At 66.2% G+C, this 17,395-nt stretch carries 19 protein-coding genes and 1 other RNA gene; 13 read left to right on the top strand and 7 right to left on the bottom strand.

Features of this window, described 5'->3' with window-relative positions; all coding sequences use genetic code 11:
- Window positions 1–4: 4 nt before the first annotated feature.
- From accB to AC6H0R_RS04910, 4 genes are all read right to left on the bottom strand, one after another.
- Window positions 5–451: an acetyl-CoA carboxylase biotin carboxyl carrier protein gene (gene accB / locus AC6H0R_RS04925; protein WP_497580218.1), complete on the bottom strand. Its 447-nt coding sequence runs from the start codon at window positions 449–451 to the stop codon at window positions 5–7.
- Window positions 452–500: 49 nt separating this feature from the next.
- A complete protein-coding gene (aroQ, locus tag AC6H0R_RS04920) occupies window positions 501–989 on the bottom strand; it encodes a type II 3-dehydroquinate dehydratase (RefSeq protein WP_497580217.1) in 489 nt (162 codons plus the stop codon).
- A gap of 61 nt (window positions 990–1,050) precedes the next feature.
- Complete coding sequence (locus AC6H0R_RS04915; RefSeq protein ID WP_497580216.1) at window positions 1,051–1,596, bottom strand: TlpA family protein disulfide reductase; 546 nt, start codon at window positions 1,594–1,596, stop codon at window positions 1,051–1,053.
- Window positions 1,593–2,195: a hypothetical protein gene (locus AC6H0R_RS04910; RefSeq protein ID WP_497580215.1), complete on the bottom strand. Its 603-nt coding sequence runs from the start codon at window positions 2,193–2,195 to the stop codon at window positions 1,593–1,595. Before AC6H0R_RS04910 ends, AC6H0R_RS04915 begins: the two co-directional genes overlap by 4 nt.
- A gap of 88 nt (window positions 2,196–2,283) precedes the next feature.
- Here AC6H0R_RS04910 and mpl point away from each other — a divergent pair, with 88 nt between their 5' ends.
- Complete coding sequence (gene mpl / locus AC6H0R_RS04905; protein ID WP_497580214.1) at window positions 2,284–3,630, top strand: UDP-N-acetylmuramate:L-alanyl-gamma-D-glutamyl-meso-diaminopimelate ligase; 1,347 nt, start codon at window positions 2,284–2,286, stop codon at window positions 3,628–3,630.
- Window positions 3,631–3,643: 13 nt separating this feature from the next.
- On the opposite strand, the gene AC6H0R_RS04900 is transcribed toward mpl, so the two are convergent.
- The 3 genes from AC6H0R_RS04900 to AC6H0R_RS04890 all read right to left on the bottom strand — a co-directional run bounded on the left by AC6H0R_RS04900 (window position 3,644) and on the right by AC6H0R_RS04890 (window position 5,426).
- Window positions 3,644–4,291, bottom strand: a complete 648-nt coding sequence (locus tag AC6H0R_RS04900; protein ID WP_497580213.1) for a BON domain-containing protein — start codon at window positions 4,289–4,291, stop codon at window positions 3,644–3,646.
- The gene (locus AC6H0R_RS04895) at window positions 4,288–4,881 is read right to left on the bottom strand and encodes a phosphoheptose isomerase (RefSeq protein WP_497580212.1); all 594 of its coding nucleotides are present in this window, start codon (window positions 4,879–4,881) and stop codon (window positions 4,288–4,290) included. Before AC6H0R_RS04895 ends, AC6H0R_RS04900 begins: the two co-directional genes overlap by 4 nt.
- A gap of 125 nt (window positions 4,882–5,006) precedes the next feature.
- On the bottom strand, window positions 5,007–5,426 hold the full coding sequence (locus AC6H0R_RS04890; RefSeq protein WP_497580211.1) for a YraN family protein: 420 nt from the start codon (window positions 5,424–5,426) through the stop codon (window positions 5,007–5,009).
- On the opposite strand from AC6H0R_RS04890, the gene rsmI reads away from it, so the two are divergent.
- The 12 genes from rsmI (at window position 5,425) to murD (ending at window position 17,342) form a co-directional block, all read left to right on the top strand.
- Complete coding sequence (rsmI, locus tag AC6H0R_RS04885) at window positions 5,425–6,291, top strand: 16S rRNA (cytidine(1402)-2'-O)-methyltransferase (RefSeq protein ID WP_497580210.1); 867 nt, start codon at window positions 5,425–5,427, stop codon at window positions 6,289–6,291. The two genes, AC6H0R_RS04890 and rsmI, sit on opposite strands and share 2 nt — an antisense overlap.
- 26 nt (window positions 6,292–6,317) lie before the next feature.
- A complete protein-coding gene (pyrC, locus tag AC6H0R_RS04880) occupies window positions 6,318–7,358 on the top strand; it encodes a dihydroorotase (protein ID WP_497580209.1) in 1,041 nt (346 codons plus the stop codon).
- On the top strand, window positions 7,355–7,771 hold the full coding sequence (locus tag AC6H0R_RS04875; RefSeq protein ID WP_497580208.1) for a hypothetical protein: 417 nt from the start codon (window positions 7,355–7,357) through the stop codon (window positions 7,769–7,771). The genes pyrC and AC6H0R_RS04875 overlap by 4 nt, the downstream gene beginning before the upstream one ends.
- Window positions 7,772–7,793: 22 nt before the next feature.
- An RNA gene (gene rnpB / locus AC6H0R_RS04870) (RNase P RNA component class A) lies at window positions 7,794–8,310 on the top strand.
- A gap of 304 nt (window positions 8,311–8,614) precedes the next feature.
- Window positions 8,615–9,058, top strand: a complete 444-nt coding sequence (gene mraZ / locus AC6H0R_RS04865; protein WP_497580207.1) for a division/cell wall cluster transcriptional repressor MraZ — start codon at window positions 8,615–8,617, stop codon at window positions 9,056–9,058.
- Window positions 9,055–9,993 carry a 16S rRNA (cytosine(1402)-N(4))-methyltransferase RsmH gene (gene rsmH, locus AC6H0R_RS04860; RefSeq protein ID WP_497580206.1) on the top strand — a complete coding sequence of 313 codons (939 nt, stop codon included), beginning with the start codon at window positions 9,055–9,057 and terminating at the stop codon, window positions 9,991–9,993. Before mraZ ends, rsmH begins: the two co-directional genes overlap by 4 nt.
- Window positions 9,993–10,256, top strand: a complete 264-nt coding sequence (ftsL, locus tag AC6H0R_RS04855; RefSeq protein WP_497580282.1) for a cell division protein FtsL — start codon at window positions 9,993–9,995, stop codon at window positions 10,254–10,256. Before rsmH ends, ftsL begins: the two co-directional genes overlap by 1 nt.
- Window positions 10,253–11,992 carry a peptidoglycan D,D-transpeptidase FtsI family protein gene (locus AC6H0R_RS04850; RefSeq protein ID WP_497580205.1) on the top strand — a complete coding sequence of 580 codons (1,740 nt, stop codon included), beginning with the start codon at window positions 10,253–10,255 and terminating at the stop codon, window positions 11,990–11,992. The genes ftsL and AC6H0R_RS04850 overlap by 4 nt, the downstream gene beginning before the upstream one ends.
- Complete coding sequence (locus AC6H0R_RS04845; RefSeq protein ID WP_497580204.1) at window positions 11,989–13,491, top strand: UDP-N-acetylmuramoyl-L-alanyl-D-glutamate--2,6-diaminopimelate ligase; 1,503 nt, start codon at window positions 11,989–11,991, stop codon at window positions 13,489–13,491. Before AC6H0R_RS04850 ends, AC6H0R_RS04845 begins: the two co-directional genes overlap by 4 nt.
- The gene (locus AC6H0R_RS04840; protein ID WP_497580203.1) at window positions 13,488–14,873 is read left to right on the top strand and encodes a UDP-N-acetylmuramoyl-tripeptide--D-alanyl-D-alanine ligase; all 1,386 of its coding nucleotides are present in this window, start codon (window positions 13,488–13,490) and stop codon (window positions 14,871–14,873) included. Before AC6H0R_RS04845 ends, AC6H0R_RS04840 begins: the two co-directional genes overlap by 4 nt.
- Window positions 14,863–15,951 (top strand): phospho-N-acetylmuramoyl-pentapeptide-transferase, encoded by a 1,089-nt coding sequence (gene mraY / locus AC6H0R_RS04835; RefSeq protein WP_497572332.1) that lies wholly within the window; start codon window positions 14,863–14,865, stop codon window positions 15,949–15,951. The genes AC6H0R_RS04840 and mraY overlap by 11 nt, the downstream gene beginning before the upstream one ends.
- A complete protein-coding gene (murD, locus tag AC6H0R_RS04830; protein WP_497580202.1) occupies window positions 15,948–17,342 on the top strand; it encodes a UDP-N-acetylmuramoyl-L-alanine--D-glutamate ligase in 1,395 nt (464 codons plus the stop codon). The genes mraY and murD overlap by 4 nt, the downstream gene beginning before the upstream one ends.
- Window positions 17,343–17,395: the final 53 nt, after the last annotated feature.

Below are 17,395 nucleotides of genomic sequence, written 5' to 3'. Positions count from 1 at the left end.
GCGCTCAGCCGATGATGAACAGCGGCTGGCCGTATTCGACCGGCTGGCCGTTCTCGACAAGGATGGCCTTGACCACGCCGTCGGCGTCGCATTCGATTTCGTTCATCAGCTTCATGGCTTCGATCAGGCACAGACGGGCGCCGGTCGTGACGTTGTCACCCACCTCGACGAAGGCCTTGGCGCCCGGCGACGGTGCGCGATAGAAGGTGCCGACCATCGGCGATTTGACGACATGGCCGCTCGGCAGCGCATCGGGTGCAACGTCGGCAACCGCTGCCGGTCCGGCTGCAACGGCGGCCGGCGCCGGTGCGGCGGTAACGTAGCTGACGGCTTGGGAGGCCGGCAGATGCTTGGCAATGCGGACCTTCTCTTCGCCTTCGGTGACCTCCAGCTCGGAAATGCCCGATTCCTGAACGAGGTCGATGAGTTTCTTCAGCTTGCGCAAATCCATTCTTGTCTCCGTGAGCGGCGGACGCTGCGAGGCGTTGCCAGAGGTGGTTTCAGTCTTGTCCGAGTCGCGCCAGAGCGTAGTCCAGCGCGGCCATGTAGCCGTCTGCACCCAATCCGCAGATCACGCCGACGGCGCGGTCCGAGAAGTACGAATGATGGCGGAAGGCTTCGCGCGCATGGACATTCGACAGGTGCACTTCAATATAGGGAATGCTCACCGCCGCCAGCGCGTCACGCAGGGCGACGCTGGTGTGGGTGTAGGCAGCGGGGTTGATGATGATGAAATCAATGCCCTCGGCAGCGGCGGCCTGCACGCGGTCGACGAGCTGGCCTTCGTGGTTGCTCTGGAACGATTCGACGACCACCCCCTGCGCCTGCGCGCGTGCTTCCATCGCGGCGTGGATGTCGGCGAGCGTAGTGCGACCGTAAACCTCGGGTTCGCGCGTGCCGAGCAGGTTCAGGTTGGGGCCGTGCAGGGCAAGAATGCGGCCGCGAGGAGGCGGTGCTTCCGAGGATTTCTTGCGTTTTGATTGCATCATGTCGGCGAGTTTGCCGTAGATCGATGCATTTTGTCCAGCGCCGGGCGCTACGCAGGATGCATCACGAGCGCAGAAGGGACTCGATTTTGCTCTTGAGTTGGGCCTCGCTCAAGGTGCCCAGTGTGACATCGTGTACTTGTCCGTCAAGGCCGAGAATGACCGTGAAGGGCAGCGCGCGGGCCGTATTGCCGAATTCGGCGGCGAGTCGGAGCGTGTCGGTCGTGCCGACGAGCAGCGGGTAGGGTACGTCGAAACGCTCACGGAAGTCGCGCACATTGTCGGCAGAATCAATCGACAGGCCGACGAACTGTACCGGCTGATCGGCATAGTGGCGGCTCACAGCCGAGAACTCGGGGATTTCCTTGACGCAGGGCGGGCACCAGGTGGCCCAGAAATTGACCACCAGCACCTTGCCTTGCCAGTCCGACAGGGTGTGCGTCACGCCGTCGGCGTCGGGCAGGGCCGTTGCCATGAGGGCCGGTAGTGCGGCCGCGGTGACGCCTTCGGGTGCGCGCGGCTTGTTGACGATCTGCCCGGCGTAGATGCCGGCGGCACCCGCTGCGAGGGCCGCGACGACGATCAACAGGCTGCGCAGGCTTTTCTTCATTCTTCTCCCGATTCCTCTTCTTGCAGCAGCGCCTCGATGGCGGCTACGCGGGCGCGCTCGGCGCCGCGCCGCGGCGCACGTTCGGCGACCTGCTCATGCACGGTCAGTCGCACCGGCACTTCAGCCCATTCAAAGCTGAGGATGACTTCCGGCATGTGGTTGGTCACGCGCCGCGATTCCCGGTGCTCGTAGTGCACGTCCTGGTTGAGCAGGAAGATCTCGACGTCCTTGGCGCTCTCGGGGTAGAGCTCGATCTCGACCTCCGAGTAACGTCCGGCCGTGCCTTCGAGTACGCCGCCGGTGAGGTAGGGGCGGAACTCGTCGAGCAGGTGCATGATTTCGACGGCCGTCTCGCGCATGGCGCGAATGCGGTCTTCCTGCTCGTCGTCCTGGTAGATGGCGTGCCAGGCGCGCAGTTCCGCTTCGATCTCGGCATTGTTGGGAAGTGCTTCGGTTTCGGATACGCCAAGCTGCTTTGCGGCCTTGCGCTTGGCAAATCCGAAGTCGTTGATGCCGTCCTCGGCCATCAGACGGGCAGCCAGCGCGGCGATCTCGCGCCGGATGTAGCTGCCTCGCGGCGGGTTGGGATGGTGGCGCATGCTGGCGGCTCGGGGCTCGTCGGCGTGGATGTAGAATGCCCCGATTCTACACGGCCCTCCTGACTCGGGGCCGCTTCCGGGAGCACGAATGCACATCCACATCCTTGGCATCTGCGGCACCTTCATGGGCGGTGTTGCGCTGCTGGCGCGCGCGGCAGGCCATACCGTGACGGGCTGCGACGCCAACGTCTATCCGCCGATGAGCACGCAGCTCGAAGAGCAGGGCATCCGTCTGGTCGAGGGCTATGACGCGGCGCAGGCCGGCATCGGCGCTGATCTGTTCGTGGTCGGCAACGCGGTGTCGCGCGGCAATCCGCTGCTGGAGGAGATTCTGGACCGCGGTCTGCCGTATGTGTCCGGCCCGCAGTGGCTGGCCGAGCATGTGCTGGCCGGGCGCTGGGTGCTGGCGGTGGCGGGCACTCACGGCAAGACCACGACCAGTTCGATGCTGGCCTGGATGCTCGAATACGGCGGGCTGAAGCCGGGCTTCCTGATTGGCGGTGTGCCGGGCAATTTCGGCATTTCGGCGCGGCTCGGCGAAACGCCGTTCTTCGTGATCGAAGCCGACGAGTACGACACGGCCTTTTGCGACAAGCGTTCGAAGTTCGTGCACTACCGTCCGCGCACGGCGATCCTGAACAACCTCGAGTTCGACCACGCCGACATCTTTGCCGATCTGGCCGCCATCGAGACGCAGTTCCATCACCTGGTGCGCACCGTGCCGCGCAGCGGACGCATCATCGCAAATGCCGCCGAAGCCAGCCTTGATCGTGTGCTGGAGCGCGGCTGCTGGTCGGAGGTGGAGCGCTTTGGCGATGGAGCGGAGTGGAGTGTGTCGGCCCCGGACGAACGGACGGCGGTGTTCGAGCACGCCGGTCGCGAGGCCGGTCGCGCGCTGATGCCGATGTCGGGTAGCCACAACCGCAGCAATGCGCTGGCAGCCGTTGCGGCTGCGCGCCATGTCGGCGTGCCGGCAGCAGTGGCCATCGAGGCGCTGGAGAGCTTCTCCGGCATTCGCCGCCGCATGGAGGTGCGCGGTGTCGAGCGTGGCGTGACCGTGTATGACGACTTCGCCCACCACCCGACCGCCATCGCGCTCACCGTCGAGGGGCTGCGCAAGCGCGAGACCGGCGGGCGCATTCTGGCCGTGCTGGAACCGCGCTCCAACACCATGAAACTCGGCACGATGAAGTCACGCCTTGCCGACAGCCTGTTGCTGGCGGATGAGGTGTATTGCTACGGCAAGGGGCTGGGCTGGGATGCCGCCGAGGCGCTGGCGCCGCTGGGCGGGCGTCTGGGCGGGGTGTTCGAGGAGCTGGACGCACTGGTCGCCGCCGTGGTGCGCGAAGCGCGGGACGGCGACCATGTGCTGGTGATGAGCAACGGCGGATTCGGCGGCGTGCATGGCAAGCTGCTGACCGCTCTGGCGCGCTAGCGCGCGCCGTTGTTCAGTTGCCGTTTTCGGCTTTCTTGCCGGCGTCGAACTTGGCGGCTTGTTCCGCGCTGACGATCTCGAATACACGTACGACCTTCGTCACGCCACGGGTCGTGCGAGCGACTTCGGTGGCGGCCTCGGCTTCAGGCTGGGTCACGATGCCCATCAGGTACACCGTGGCGCCTTCGGTCACGACCTTGATGTGGTTGGCGGCGAGCCGCTTGTCGTCAACCAGGCGGGCCTTGACCATCGAGGTCAGCATGGCGTCGTTGCTGCGCTCGGACAGCGTGCTCAGGCCGGAAACCTGCAGCTCGTTGACCATGCCCTGCACGTTCTCGACCTGCGCGGCGATCTGCTGGGCTTCGTCGCGCATGGTGGCGTAGGGCACCTGGCCGGTCAGCAGCACGGTGCGGTTGTAGGACGTGACGCTGATGTTCACGGCGTTGCCGAAGCGGTCGCGCAGGCGGCGGCGGGTGCGCCACTCGATGCCTTCGTCCTCGACCATGGCGCCGGAGGTGCGGCGGTCGTTGTAGGCCACGACTGCGCCGGCAGCGCCGCCGCCGACGAGCAGCGGGGCGCAGCCCTGAACCAGCGGCAGGCTTGCGCCGGCGGCAAGTCCGAGCAGGATCCGGCGGCGGTTGAGAGCGGGGGTGTGATTCATTCTTCGACTCCTAGCAGAAGACAATCGATTCCGTCGCACAGGCAATGCAGCACCACGAGGTGTACTTCCTGAATGCGGGCCGTGCGATCGGACGGGACACAGATGTGGATGTCGTTCGGGCCGAGCAGTTCGGTCATCTTGCCGCCGCCCTTGCCAGTCAGTGCGACCACACGCACTTCACGTTCGTGTGCAGCATGGATGGCGTCGATGACATTGGGCGAGTTGCCGCTGGTCGAGATCGCCAGCAGCACGTCGCCGGGTTGCCCCAGCGCACGCAGTTGCTTGGAGAAGACCTGCACATAGTCGTAATCGTTCGCGATCGAGGTCAGCGTCGAGCTGTCCGTGGTCAGCGCGATGGCCGCCAGCGGCGGGCGCTCCATCTCGAAACGGTTGAGCAGTTCGGCGGCGAAATGCTGCGCATCGGCGGCCGATCCGCCGTTGCCGCAGGCCATGATCTTGCCGTTGGCGAGCAGGCTCTGGGTCATCGCCTCGACGGCACCGGCAATCGGCGCGGCGAGTTGTGACTGGGCCCGCAGCTTGACGGCGGCACTGTCTTCGAACTGGCGGGATATACGCTTGATGAGATCCATGATGGCGGGGCAGAAAACGCCGTGATCCGGCGGGAGCCGCAGTCTAGCATGCGTGCTGCGGCGCAGAATCGACGGGCAAAGTATGCCCCTCGATGTTCTGCGCATGCGGCGCGTCTTACACGAAGTTACCAAGCGCTCATGTCGAAGGCGCCGCGCAGCCAGCGCGCCGAGTCGGCCTCGAGTTGTCCGAACAGCACCGCGTCAAAACGCATCGGTCGGCGCGCGTGGGCTTGCCCCACACCGGCCAGCCACCACTGGGCTGCGTGGATGATGCGCTGCTGCTTGGTCTGGGTGATGCTGTCTCCGGCGTCACCGAAGCGCCCGGGCGCGCGCAGACGCACTTCGACAAATACCAGCGTGCGGCCATCCAGGCAGATCAGGTCGATCTCGCCACCGCGACAACGCAGGCGTCGTTCGAGGATTTGCAGGCCTTGTCGCGAGAGGAGTTGCTCGGCCAACGCCTCGGCCTGCAGCCCGCGCGCTTGCGCGCGGACGCCGCCGGAGCCGACAATGCCTGCCTTTCCCGATTCGGACTGTCCGCCCATGCGCGACTCCGCGAGTTTTCTTTCCAGTACGCCGTCATTGTATGTGGTGGCCACGCCGATCGGACACCTGTCCGACCTCAGTGCGCGTGCGCTCGGGGTGCTGGGCGAGGTCGATGTGGTGGCGGCCGAGGACACGCGCCACAGTCAGCGATTGCTCGACGCCCATGGCGTGCGTGCCCATCTGCTGGCGCTGCACGAACACAATGAACAGACGGCGGCCACCAAGCTGATCGCGCTGCTTGGTGACGGCAAGCACGTCGCACTGATCAGCGACGCCGGAACGCCCGGCGTGTCGGACCCCGGAGCGCGCGCCGTGGCGCGGGTGCTGGAGGCCGGTTTTCCGGTGGTACCGGTGCCGGGTGCGTGTGCGGCGATTGCAGCCTTGTCGGCCTCAGGCATGGGCGAAGCGGGCTTCCAGTTTGTTGGTTTCCTGCCGCCGAAGTCGGGGGCGCGCCGCACGGCGCTGCAGGCCTTGGCGGACTCGTCGGTGCCGCTGGTGCTGTATGAGTCGCCGCACCGTATCGCCGAGTGTCTGGCCGATCTGGCCGAGGTGCTTGGGACGGAGCGTGAGATCGTGGTTGCACGTGAGCTGACCAAGCGCTTCGAGCAGATCGTGCGCATGCCGCTGGCCGAAGCATCGGCGTGGCTGGCAGCCGATTCGGACCGCGGGCGCGGAGAGTTCGTGCTGGTGGTTTCGGGGTGCCCTCCGGTTGAAGGCATGTCGCCGGAGGTCGAGCGGGTGTTGGGTGTTTTGTTGCGCGAACTGCCGCTGAAATCGGCCGCGCAGCTGGCTGCAGAGATCACCGGAGCGCCGCGCAAGCTGCTGTATGCCCGCGCGCTCGAACTGAAACAGGGATTAGAATGACGTCATCAAGCAAGGCTCAGGAAAACATGCAATCGATCACCCTCGTGCGGCCCGATGACTGGCATCTGCACGTACGCGACGGCGACGCGCTGGCGGCCGTCGTACCTCATACCGCAGAGCGTTTCGGGCGTGCCATCATCATGCCCAACCTGCGTCCGCCGGTGACCACCGCCGAGCAGGCGCTGGCCTACCGCGAGCGCATCCTCGCGGCGGTGCCGGCCGGCTTGAAGTTCGACCCGCTGATGACGCTGTACCTGACCGACAACATGTCGCCCGACGAGATCGACCGCGCCAAGGATTCCGGTGTGGTGGTGGCGCTCAAGCTGTATCCGGCCGGGGCGACGACCAACTCGGATTCCGGTGTGACCGACATCACCAAGGTCTATCCGGTGCTCGAGCGCATGGAGCAGCGTGGCCTGGTGCTGTGCGTACATGGTGAGGTGACGGATGCTGAAATCGACGTGTTCGACCGCGAGCACGTCTTCATCGAACGCATCCTGACGCCGCTCGTCGAGCGCTTCCCCGGCTTGCGCGTGGTGTTCGAGCACATCACCACTTCGGCGGCGGTGGACTTCGTGCGTTCGCGTGAGCGTAACGTCGGCGCCACCATCACCCCGCATCACCTGTTGATGAACCGCAATGCGATCTTCGCGGGCGGTATCCGGCCGCATCACTACTGCCTGCCTGTGCTCAAGCGCGAGCAGCATCGCCGTGCGCTGGTCGAGGCGGCGACCTCCGGTGATGCGCGCTTCTTTCTCGGCACCGATTCGGCCCCGCACGCCAAGGGTGATAAGGAATCGGCCTGCGGTTGCGCGGGTTGCTATGTTGCAAACGCGGGCATCGAACTCTATGCAGAAGTATTCGAGCGTGCGGGCGCGCTCGACAAGCTGGAGGCGTTTGCCAGCCTGAATGGCCCCGCGTTCTACGGACTCGCGCCCAATCGTGAGTCCATCACGCTGGTGAGGGAATCATGGACCGTTCCGCAATCGTATCCGTGGATCAACGGACAAGTCGTGGTGCCGCTGCGCGCAGGCGAGAGCGTAGGCTGGCGTCTGGTCGGGGCATGAAGCGCAGCCTGCGTCTGGCGCTATTGGCGCTGTGTGCGCTGCTGCTGGCGGCGTGCGAGAACAGTGCGACCGCCTACACCCTGGAGAGCAGCCAGCATGCGGTAATCCTGGTGCGTGAGCAGCCGTATTTCTGGGACAAGGAAGTCAATCAGTACATCGTCGTGTCGCGTCTGCCTTCCTGCCAGCGCAAGGTCGCCATCCACGGCGACGCCAAGACCATGACGCCGATTGATGTCTATGAAGCCGGGTATCTGATGTGGGCCATGCAACAGGGCGATCGCTGGTATCTCGCCAGTACCGAGCGCTGTCTGGTACAGGACTGGGCGAATCCCACCGGCGCCCAGCCCGGTCCGGCCGTCGGTCAGTTCCGTGCAGGCTCTGACAAGCCCGTATTCGTCCCGACCCCCGGCTGAGGCCGGCGTATAATCCGCCCCGGAAGTTCGCCAGGCAATCGCTGCGCGCCTTGTCGCGTGTGGAGGAAAGTCCGGGCCCCGTAGAGCAGGATGCCGGCTAACGGCCGGGCGCCGTGAGGCGACGGAAAGTGCAACAGAGAGCAGACCGCCGATGGCTCGGACTTCGCCGCCGCAAGGCGGCAAAGTCCTTTTTGAAGAGTGAACCGCAAGGTTCGCGCTTCGAAATGAAGAGTGGGCCGAAGGGCCCGCTGTTCAGGGCACAGGTAAGGGTGAAACGGTGCGGGGTCGAGCGTGAGCGAGGCCCCGGGCGGTGCGAAAGCGCCGCCAGGTAAGAGCTCACCGCGGGACTGGTAACAGGACCGGCACGGTAAACCCCATCCGGGGCAAGGCCAAATAGGGGAGTAATGGCGTGGCTCGCGTCGCTCCCGGGTAGGCTGCTAGAGGGTCGTGGCAACGCGGCTCCCAGAGGAATGATTGCCCGGGTTCGCCGCTCACGCGGCGGGCCTCGACAGAACCCGGCTTACCGGCGAACTTCCACTTCCTTTCAGCGCCACCGTCGCAATGCGCGACGGTGGCGCTTTTCATTGCGTCGCAGTGTTTCGTCATTTCCTTCGAGATGTTTCCGCGCTCTTCGGGTGCGATCTCAAGACCTGTGTCCGGAGCATTGATTTGTCGGGAAATCCGGGTGTTTTGGCGATCCCGGTAAGTCCTTGTGATGCAAAGAAAATCCCCTTGACGGCGGCTTGACCGTGGAAATTCTTTACTCTAGAGTGGCAACAAGTGGAAAAAAGTGGGGTTCGGTGGTGATTTAAGCCGAATCCGGATCAAAACTCAGGGGGTGCGATGTTCCAGGGTGCAGCCGCGCTCAGTGTCGATGCCAAGGGTCGCCTTGCGGTCCCGGCGCGCCATCGCGACGCACTTGTGCCGGACGGTGCACCGCTGGTCATCACCGCGCACCCCCACCGCTGTCTAGTCGTTTATCCGCAGCACGCCTGGGAGCCGATCAGTCGTCAGATCGCCGCAATGCCCGGGCTGGATCCCCGTACCGCCACCCTCAAACGTCTGTTCATCGGTTACGCCCAGTGTGAAACGCTGGACGGCGCCGGCCGCACGCTGATTGCGCCGTCACTGCGCCAGTGGGCGGGCCTGGACAAGCAGGTCTGGCTGGTCGGGCAGGGTTCGCATTTCGAGCTGTGGTCGGACGCCGGCTGGCAGGCGCAGCAGGAGGCGATGCAGTCGCTCGACGGCGACGGTTTGCCGCCGGGGTTCGAGAGTCTGGCGCTATGAGTGCAGAGCGGACGCATGTCACGGTCCTGCTCGCGGAGGCGGTCGATGCACTGGAGGTCAAACCCGATGGCCTTTACGTCGACGGCACCTTCGGGCGTGGCGGGCATAGCCGGGCGATTCTCGCGCGGCTCGGCGCGCAGGGGCGGCTGGTGGCCTTTGATCGAGATCCCCGTGCCATCGCGGCCGGACGCGAGATCGACGACGCACGTCTGACGCTGGTGCATGCGCCGTTCAGCGATTTGAGCGCATGTCTTGACGAGCTGGGTGTGGAACACGTTGACGGTGTGTTGCTCGATCTGGGGGTTTCGTCCCCGCAACTCGACGAAGCCGAGCGCGGCATGAGTTTCCGTTTTGATGCGCCGCTCGACATGCGCATGGATACGACTCGCGGGCCCACGGTGGCGGACTGGCTGGCGACCGCCAGCGTCGCCGAAATCACGGAGGTGTTGAGGGACTATGGAGAAGAACGGTTTGCTCATGCGATTGCAAAGGCGATTGCAACTGCTCGGACAGGGGGGGCTGTTGCGACCACTGGACAACTTGCCGCGCTCGTGGAAAAGGCGGTCCGCACACGCGAGCCGGGGCAGCACCCGGCGACGCGCAGCTTTCAGGCTTTACGGATTTTCATCAATCAGGAGCTCGAGGAGCTGAGTCACGTGCTGCCCGCTGCAATGGCGCGTCTGGTGCCGGGCGGGCGTCTCGTGGTGATCAGCTTCCACAGCCTCGAGGATCGCATCGTGAAACGCTTCATGCGTGATGAGGCACGTCCCGACAGCGGGCCTGCGCGATTGCCGCTGCGGGCCAGCGAACTGCCGCAGCCGCGGATGCGTCTGGTGGGCAAGGCGGTCAAGCCGTCAGCCGACGAGGTGCGTGCGAATCCGCGTTCGCGCAGCGCGGTCATGCGTGTGGCCGAGCGCACCGAGGTGGCAGCGTGATGCGCCTCGAAATCCCCTTGGTGGCGCTGGTCGTGGCCAGCTCCTTGGGCGTGGTGGCGGCGCAGCACCAGTCGCGCAAGCTGTACTCCGAATATGAACGCGAGCAGGCGCGCGCTCACCAGCTCGAGGTCGAGTGGGGGCAGCTGCAACTGGAAGTGAGTACGGTGGCTGCGCTGAGTCGTATCGAGCCGATCGCGCGCGAACGCCTCGGCTTGTCCGAGCCGGCCGCGGGTCGGGTCATCGTGGTCGGAGAAGGAAGATGAGCAAGCGTCGCACGGCGCGTCCGCACAACCCCTTGCTTGAGAGCAGCTTGCAGACCTGGCGCGCGCGTCTGGTGCTGGTGCTGCTGCTCACGGGTTCGGTTGTGCTGATGGCGCGCGCGGCGTGGCTGCAGGGCTTCAATCACGAGGCCCTGCAGGCCCGTGGTGAGCAGCGCTTTGCTCGAGTGGTGCCGATTCCGGCCTCGCGCGGGCGCATCACCGACCGTCACGGCGACATTCTGGCAGTGAGCACGCCGGTGCGGGCCATCTGGGCCGCGCCGCGTGAGGCGCAGTTCGAACCGGCCGAGGCGCGCAAGCTGGCGGGCCTGCTCGGCATGGATGTCGAGGCGCTGAACCGCCTTCTGAGCACCACGCGCGACCGCATCTACCTGCACCGTCAGGTCGCGCCGGACGTGGCGCGCCGCATTGCCGAACTGCGTCTGCCAGGCATTGGCCAGGATCAGGCCTACAAGCGCTTCTATCCGGGTGGTGAGGTGTGGGCGCATGTGCTGGGCTTCACCAATATCGATGATCGTGGTCAGGAAGGCATGGAGCTAGCCTTCGACAACCGCCTGCGCGGTGAGCCCGGCGCACGTCGCGTGATCCGCGACCGGCGCGGCGAGATCATCGAGGAGGTTGGTTCGATCCGTGCGCCGCGCGACGGCGAGGATGTTGCGCTGTCGATCGACAAGCAGATCCAGTTCATCGCCCATACCGCCCTGCGTCAGGCCATGACCGAGCATCAGGCTGCGGCCGGTGCCGTGGCCGTCCTCGACGTACGCACCGGCGAGCTGTTGGCGCTGGTCAATGCGCCAACCTTCAATCCGAACAACCGCAGCACGCTGTCCGGCGCCCAGTTGCGCAACCGTGCCGTGACCGATCTGTACGAGCCGGGCTCGACGATGAAGCCCTTCATCGGCGCGCTGGCCATGGAAATGCGCCGCGTCACGCCGGATACGCTGATCGACACCGAGGGCGGGCGCATGACCATCGGTCGCGCCACCATCAGCGACGTGCGCAATCACGGACAGCTGACGGTTTCGCAGGTGATCGAGAAGTCGTCCAACATCGGCACCGCCCGCATCGCACTCGACATGGATCCGCAGGACATGTGGAACATGTTCTCCGCGCTGGGGCTGGGCGTGCCGCTGGAACTGGGTTTCCCCGGTGCGGCGGGTGGTCTGCTGCGGCCTGCGAGCAGCTGGCGACCGATCGAGCAGGCCACCATGTCCTACGGCCACGGCTTGTCGACGACCTTGTTGCACATGGCGAGGGCCTACCTCGTCTTCGCGCGCGACGGCGATCTTCTGCCGTTGTCGCTGGTGCGCACGGATACGCCGCCCGAGGGGCGGCGTGTGTTCTCTGTTGCGACCGCGCAAACCATGCGTGCCGTGCTCGAAAAAGCAGCCGGCCCGGGCGGCACGGCACCGCGCGCGCGCGTCACCGGTTACCGCGTGGCCGGCAAGACCGGCACCGCGCACAAGGTCGAAGCCGGTCGCTACACGGACAAATATGTGTCGTCCTTCGTCGGTTTCGCGCCGGCCTCCGATCCGCGCATCGTGGTGGCGGTGATGATTGACGAGCCCACGGCCGGTCAGCACTTCGGTGGAGCGGTTGCCGCGCCGGTGTTCTCGCGCGTGACCGAGGCCAGCCTGCGCGCACTCGGCGTGGCGCCGGATGCGCCGCTGGTGCCGCTGCATCTGGCCGAGAATGAAGTCGCACCGCGGGGAAAGATGTGAGCGCCGCACAACAGGCCCGCGAACTGATCGAGCGTCTGCGCGCAGGCGGCGTGAAGCCGTCCGGCCTGCAGTCGGACTCGCGTCGCGTTGAATCGGGCGACCTGTTCCTGGCTATGCCCGGCGCCCGGGCCGACGGGCGTGACCATATCGCTGCAGCAGTGGCCGGTGGCGCTGTCGCCGTCTTGTGCGAGAGCGCAGACGGCCGCGTTCCGGCCGTTTCTGCCGTGCCGTGCATCGGCGTCAGCGATCTGCGTGCGCTGTCAGGGCATCTCGCGCACGAGTTCCACGGCGCGCCGTCAGAGGACATCTGGGTGGCCGGCGTCACCGGCACCAATGGCAAGACCACGTCCAGTCAGTGGCTGGCGCAGGCGCTTGACGCCATCGGCACACACTGCGGCGTGATCGGCACCCTCGGCTGGGGCGTGCAGGGGCAGCTCGAGCCGCTGGCCAACACCACGCCCGACGCGCTCGCCGTGCACAGCATGCTTGCGCAGTTTCGCGACCAGGGCGTGCGTGCGGTGGCGATGGAAGTGTCCTCCATCGGGCTCGATCAGGGGCGGGTCAACGGTGTGCGCTTCGCGGTGGCCATGTTCACCAACCTGACCCGCGACCACCTCGAATACCACGGCACCATGGAAGCCTACGCCGAGGCCAAGGCCAGGTTGTTCGAGCAGTGCGATGTCGGGCATGCGGTCATCAATATCGACGATGTGTTCGGGCTCGCGCTGGCGCAAGGCCTTGCCGCGCGAGGCGTGCCCGTCATCGCCTGCACGCGCGTCGGCACCGCTGCAAGCTTTGATTCGGTGCTCGAAGCCAGCGCCATCACCAACACCCCGACCGGCTTGCGCTTCAGCGTGCACTGGCAGGGCGCGCGGGCTGATGTGACGCTGGGTATGGTCGGTGAATTCAATGTTTCCAATGCACTTGGCGTGATCGGCGCCTTGCTGACGCGCGGAATCGCTTTTGACGATGCAGTGCGCGCCGTCAGCCGACTGGTGCCGCCCGCGGGCCGCATGCAGCTCTTCGGCGGTGTCGGCGAGCCGCTGGTGCTGGTCGATTACGCGCACACGCCGGATGCCCTTAGCAAGGTGCTTGAAGCTGCGCGCGACACGGCACGTGGACGTGGCGGGCGCGTGGTGTGCGTGTTCGGTTGCGGCGGTGATCGCGATCCGGGCAAGCGCCCGCTCATGGGCGAGGTGGCCGCCCAGTTGGCCGATCACGTGCTGGTGACCAGCGACAACCCGCGCAGTGAAGACCCGACAGCCATTGCCGCCATGGTGCTGGCCGGATGCGGTGCGGCGGCCGAATGCGAGATGGACCGCGCCCGCGCAATCTCCCGCGCAGTGGCCTCAGCCGCTGCCAACGACGTGGTGGTGGTCGCCGGCAAGGGACACGAGCCCTATCAGGAAGTGCGCGGGGAGCGCCTGCCGTTTTCCGATGCTGAACAGGTGGTTGCTGCGCTGCGCGCACGCAACGCAGCAGGAGGCGCGGCGACATGATGCGAGTGGACGAACTGCGTGACGTGCTCGGCGCTGAACTGCGCGGTAGCGGCGACGTGCGCTTCGACGCGGTTGGCAGCGACAGCCGCGCGGTCACCTCGGGCATGTTGTTCGTAGCCTTGCGCGGCGAGCGTTTCGATGCCCACGATTTTGTTGCCGATGCGTTTGCGTCAGGCGCCGCCGCGGCGCTTGTCGAGCGAGCTGCTGCCGAACGTCTGGCCGGTCTGTCCGGCGCCTTGCTGCTGGTCGAGGACACGCGTGAAGCACTCGGTCGCATGGCCGCGCACTGGCGCGCGCGCTTCGACATTCCGTTGATCGGCGTGACCGGCAGCAACGGCAAGACCACCGTCAAGGACATGTGCACGTCCATCCTGCGCGCGGCCTTCGGCGACGATGCGGTGCTGTCCACCCAGGGCAATCTGAACAACGACATCGGTTTGCCGCTGACGCTGTTGCGGCTGCGTGCCGGACACCGCGCAGCCGTGATCGAGATGGGCATGAACCACCCCGGTGAAATCGCCACGCTGGCGGCCATTGCGCGCCCCACCGTGGCCATCGTCACCAATGCGCAGCGCGCGCATCTGCAGGGCATGGGGTCGCTCGACGAAGTGGCGCGCGAGAAGGGCAGCATCTATGTCGCCGGCAGCACCGAGACGGTGGCCGTGATCAATGCCGACGACGCGCATGCCGACTACTGGCGCGGCATCGTGGCCGGGCGCCGCATGCTGGCCTTCGGGCTGGAGCGCGATGCCGACGTGCGCGGGCGTGCCGTGCTGCACGGTCTGGGCGCCCGCCTGGAACTTGAATCCTTCGCCGGGCGCGCCAGCGTGGCGCTTGGCGTACCCGGCGAGCACAACGTGCGCAACGCGCTCGGCGCAGCCGCGGCCTGCCTTGCGGCGGGCGTGGCGCTGCCGGCGGTGGTGGCCGGGCTGGAGGCTTACGGTGGCACCCGCGGGCGTCTGCAGCGCAAGGCAGGCCCGCGCGGCGCCTTGCTCATTGATGACAGCTACAACGCCAACCCGGATTCCGTGCGCGCCGCCATCGACGTGCTGGCCGCCCTGCCGGGCCGGCGCACGCTGGTGTTGGGCGACATGGGCGAAGTCGGCGAAATCAGCGCGCAGGTGCACGACGAGGTCGGTGGTTACGCCAAGAGCAAGGGGGTCGAGTCCCTGTATGCCCTCGGTGAAATGAGTGTGCTGGCGGCGCGCAACTTCGGTGAGGGCGCGCAGCACTTTGCAACGCCGGAGGCGCTGCTTGCGGCCTTGCTGCCCCGTCTGGATGCCGACAGCGTGGTGCTCGTGAAGGGATCGCGCTTCATGCGCATGGAACGTGTGGTCGACGGCGTGCTGGCCGCCGCCAAGGGAGAAGACGATGTTGCTTGAACTCGCGCTGTGGCTCGGGCAGGACATCCGGGCATTCAACGTATTCGGCTACATCACGCTGCGCACGGTGATGGCGGCGATGACCGCACTGGGTATCTCGTTCATCTTCGGGCCGCCGGTGATTCGCTGGCTGGCAGCCAAGAAGATTGGTCAGGCGGTGCGCGACGACGGACCGAAATCCCACCTCACCAAGGCCGGCACGCCGACCATGGGCGGCGCGTTGATCCTGATCGCCATTGCGGTCACGACGCTGCTGTGGGGCGATCTGTCGAATCAGTACGTGTGGGTCACCCTGTTCGTCACGCTGGGCTTCGGTGCAGTCGGCTGGGTGGATGACTGGCGCAAGGTGGTGCACCGCGATCCGCGCGGCCTGCCCAGCCGCTGGAAGTATCTGTGGACTTCGCTGATCGCGCTGGCCGCTGCGCTGTATCTGGGTCTGACTGCCACCGAGCCGGCACAGACCGAACTGATCGTGCCCTTCTTCAAGTCGGTGGCGCTGCCACTGGGTCTGTTCGGCTTCGTGGCTCTGTCCTATTTCGTCATCAACGGCACCAGCCACGCGGTGAACCTCACCGACGGTCTGGATGGCCTGGCCATCATGCCCACCGTGATGGTGGCCGGTGCGCTGGCAATCTTCGCCTATGTGGCGGGTCATGCCGGCTTCTCGAAATACCTTGGCGTGCCGTACATCCCCGGCGCCGGCGAACTGGCCGTGGTGTGTGGCGCGATCTGCGGCGCGGGCCTGGGCTTTCTGTGGTTCAACGCCTATCCGGCCGAAGTGTTCATGGGCGACGTCGGCGCGCTGGCGCTGGGTGCGGCGCTCGGCGTGATTGCCGTGATCGTGCGTCAGGAAATCGTGCTGTTCATCATGGGTGGCCTGTTTGTGGCCGAGACCCTGTCGGTGATGCTGCAGGTGGCCTACTTCCGGATGAGCGGCGGCAAACGCATCTTCCGCATGGCGCCCCTGCACCACCACTACGAACTCAGCGGCTGGAAGGAGACGCAGGTCGTCGTGCGCTTCTGGATCATCACCATCATGCTCGTGCTGTTCGGGCTGTCGACCTTGAAACTCCGATGACAACATTGCGCGACGCTCTCGTGCTGGTTCTGGGGATCGGCGAGTCCGGTCTGGCGATGGCGCGCTGGTGCGCCCGCGCCGGTGCACGCCTGCGCGTGGCCGACAGCCGTGCCGAGCCGCCGATGCGTCGTGCTCTGAGCGAAGCAGTCCCGGCAGCGAAAGTACGTGTCGGTGGCTTCCCGCTGGACCTGCTCGATGGCGTCGATGTGCTTGCGCTGAGCCCGGGCATCGACCTGCGCGACCCGATCGTGCTGGCCGCACGCGAACGCGGCATCGAGGTGGTTGGCGAAATGGCCTTGTTTGCCGATGCGCTCGATGCCCTTGGCGAACGTGGCGCGACGCGCATCGTGGCCATCACCGGCACTAACGGCAAGACCACCACCACGGCGCTGACGGCACATCTGCTGCAGGGCGCCGGGCTGGATGCGGTCGCTGCGGGCAACATCAGTCCGGCCGCGTTGGCAGTGCTGGTCGACCGCCTCGAAGCGCAGCAGGCGCTGCCGCAGTGCTGGGTGATCGAACTGTCGAGCTTCCAGCTCGAAACGGCCGGCGCCTTTGCGGCCGATGCTGCGGTCGTGCTCAACGTGACGGACGATCATCTCGACCGCCATGGCAGCCTTGAGGCCTACGCTGAAATCAAGGCCCGGATCTACGCTGGCGGTGGCGTGCAAGTCATCAATCATGACGACCCGCAGGTGGCCGCCATGGCCAAGGCCGGGCGCCGCTGCACCGGCTTTGGCGCAGGCGCGCCGCGCATCGGCGGATTCGGTCTGGTCGATTACGACGGTGAGACGTGGCTCGCGTATGGCAGCGAACGTCTGCTGCGTCAGTCCGAACTGCCGATGGCCGGCCGTCACAACGCACTCAATGCGATGGCGGCGCTGGCACTGGGCAGTGCAATCGGGGTGCCGATGGCTGCCATGTTGGCGGCCCTGCGCACCTTTCGCGGTCTGCCGCATCGTGTCGAGCCGGTGGCGCGCCGGGCCGACGGCGTCGTGTTCTATGACGATTCCAAAGGCACCAACGTCGGTTCGACGGTGGCCGCACTGGAAGGTCTGGGTTGCCCGGTGGTGTTGATTGCCGGCGGCGACGGCAAGGGCCAGGATTTTCGTCCGCTGGCAGAAGTGGTGGCGCGCCACGCCCGCGCGGTGGTGCTGATCGGGCGTGATGCGCCGCGTATCGAGGCGGCGCTGCAGGCGGCTGGCGCCAGCAGCGAGCGCGCGGCTACGCTGGAATCGGCCGTCGGTCGCGCCAATGCGCTGGCGCAGACGGGCGACGCGGTGCTGTTGTCACCCGCATGTGCCAGTCTCGACATGTTCCGCAACTACGTGCATCGCGCCGAGGTCTTCGTCGCAGCGGTGCGCGCCCTGCCGGAAGTGGAGGCCGCATGAGCATCCTGTCCGGACTCTTCGGTAGCGGTCACAGCGACGCCGGTCGCATTCAG

The sequence above is a fragment of the Pseudazoarcus sp. NS36 genome (genome assembly GCF_059703705.1).
This window is presented reverse-complemented; position numbering and strand designations above follow the sequence as displayed.

Coding starts and splice junctions, on each gene's coding strand:
- accB (WP_497580218.1), bottom strand. CDS start 451: ATGGATTTGCGCAAGCTGAAGAAACTCATCGACCTCGTTCAGGAATCG.
- aroQ (WP_497580217.1), bottom strand. CDS start 989: ATGATGCAATCAAAACGCAAGAAATCCTCGGAAGCACCGCCTCCTCGC.
- AC6H0R_RS04915 (WP_497580216.1), bottom strand. CDS start 1,596: ATGAAGAAAAGCCTGCGCAGCCTGTTGATCGTCGTCGCGGCCCTCGCA.
- AC6H0R_RS04910 (WP_497580215.1), bottom strand. CDS start 2,195: ATGCGCCACCATCCCAACCCGCCGCGAGGCAGCTACATCCGGCGCGAG.
- mpl (WP_497580214.1), top strand. CDS start 2,284: ATGCACATCCACATCCTTGGCATCTGCGGCACCTTCATGGGCGGTGTT.
- AC6H0R_RS04900 (WP_497580213.1), bottom strand. CDS start 4,291: ATGAATCACACCCCCGCTCTCAACCGCCGCCGGATCCTGCTCGGACTT.
- AC6H0R_RS04895 (WP_497580212.1), bottom strand. CDS start 4,881: ATGGATCTCATCAAGCGTATATCCCGCCAGTTCGAAGACAGTGCCGCC.
- rsmI (WP_497580210.1), top strand. CDS start 5,425: ATGCGCGACTCCGCGAGTTTTCTTTCCAGTACGCCGTCATTGTATGTG.
- AC6H0R_RS04890 (WP_497580211.1), bottom strand. CDS start 5,426: ATGGGCGGACAGTCCGAATCGGGAAAGGCAGGCATTGTCGGCTCCGGC.
- pyrC (WP_497580209.1), top strand. CDS start 6,318: ATGCAATCGATCACCCTCGTGCGGCCCGATGACTGGCATCTGCACGTA.
- AC6H0R_RS04875 (WP_497580208.1), top strand. CDS start 7,355: ATGAAGCGCAGCCTGCGTCTGGCGCTATTGGCGCTGTGTGCGCTGCTG.
- mraZ (WP_497580207.1), top strand. CDS start 8,615: ATGTTCCAGGGTGCAGCCGCGCTCAGTGTCGATGCCAAGGGTCGCCTT.
- rsmH (WP_497580206.1), top strand. CDS start 9,055: ATGAGTGCAGAGCGGACGCATGTCACGGTCCTGCTCGCGGAGGCGGTC.
- ftsL (WP_497580282.1), top strand. CDS start 9,993: ATGCGCCTCGAAATCCCCTTGGTGGCGCTGGTCGTGGCCAGCTCCTTG.
- AC6H0R_RS04850 (WP_497580205.1), top strand. CDS start 10,253: ATGAGCAAGCGTCGCACGGCGCGTCCGCACAACCCCTTGCTTGAGAGC.
- AC6H0R_RS04840 (WP_497580203.1), top strand. CDS start 13,488: ATGATGCGAGTGGACGAACTGCGTGACGTGCTCGGCGCTGAACTGCGC.
- mraY (WP_497572332.1), top strand. CDS start 14,863: ATGTTGCTTGAACTCGCGCTGTGGCTCGGGCAGGACATCCGGGCATTC.
- murD (WP_497580202.1), top strand. CDS start 15,948: ATGACAACATTGCGCGACGCTCTCGTGCTGGTTCTGGGGATCGGCGAG.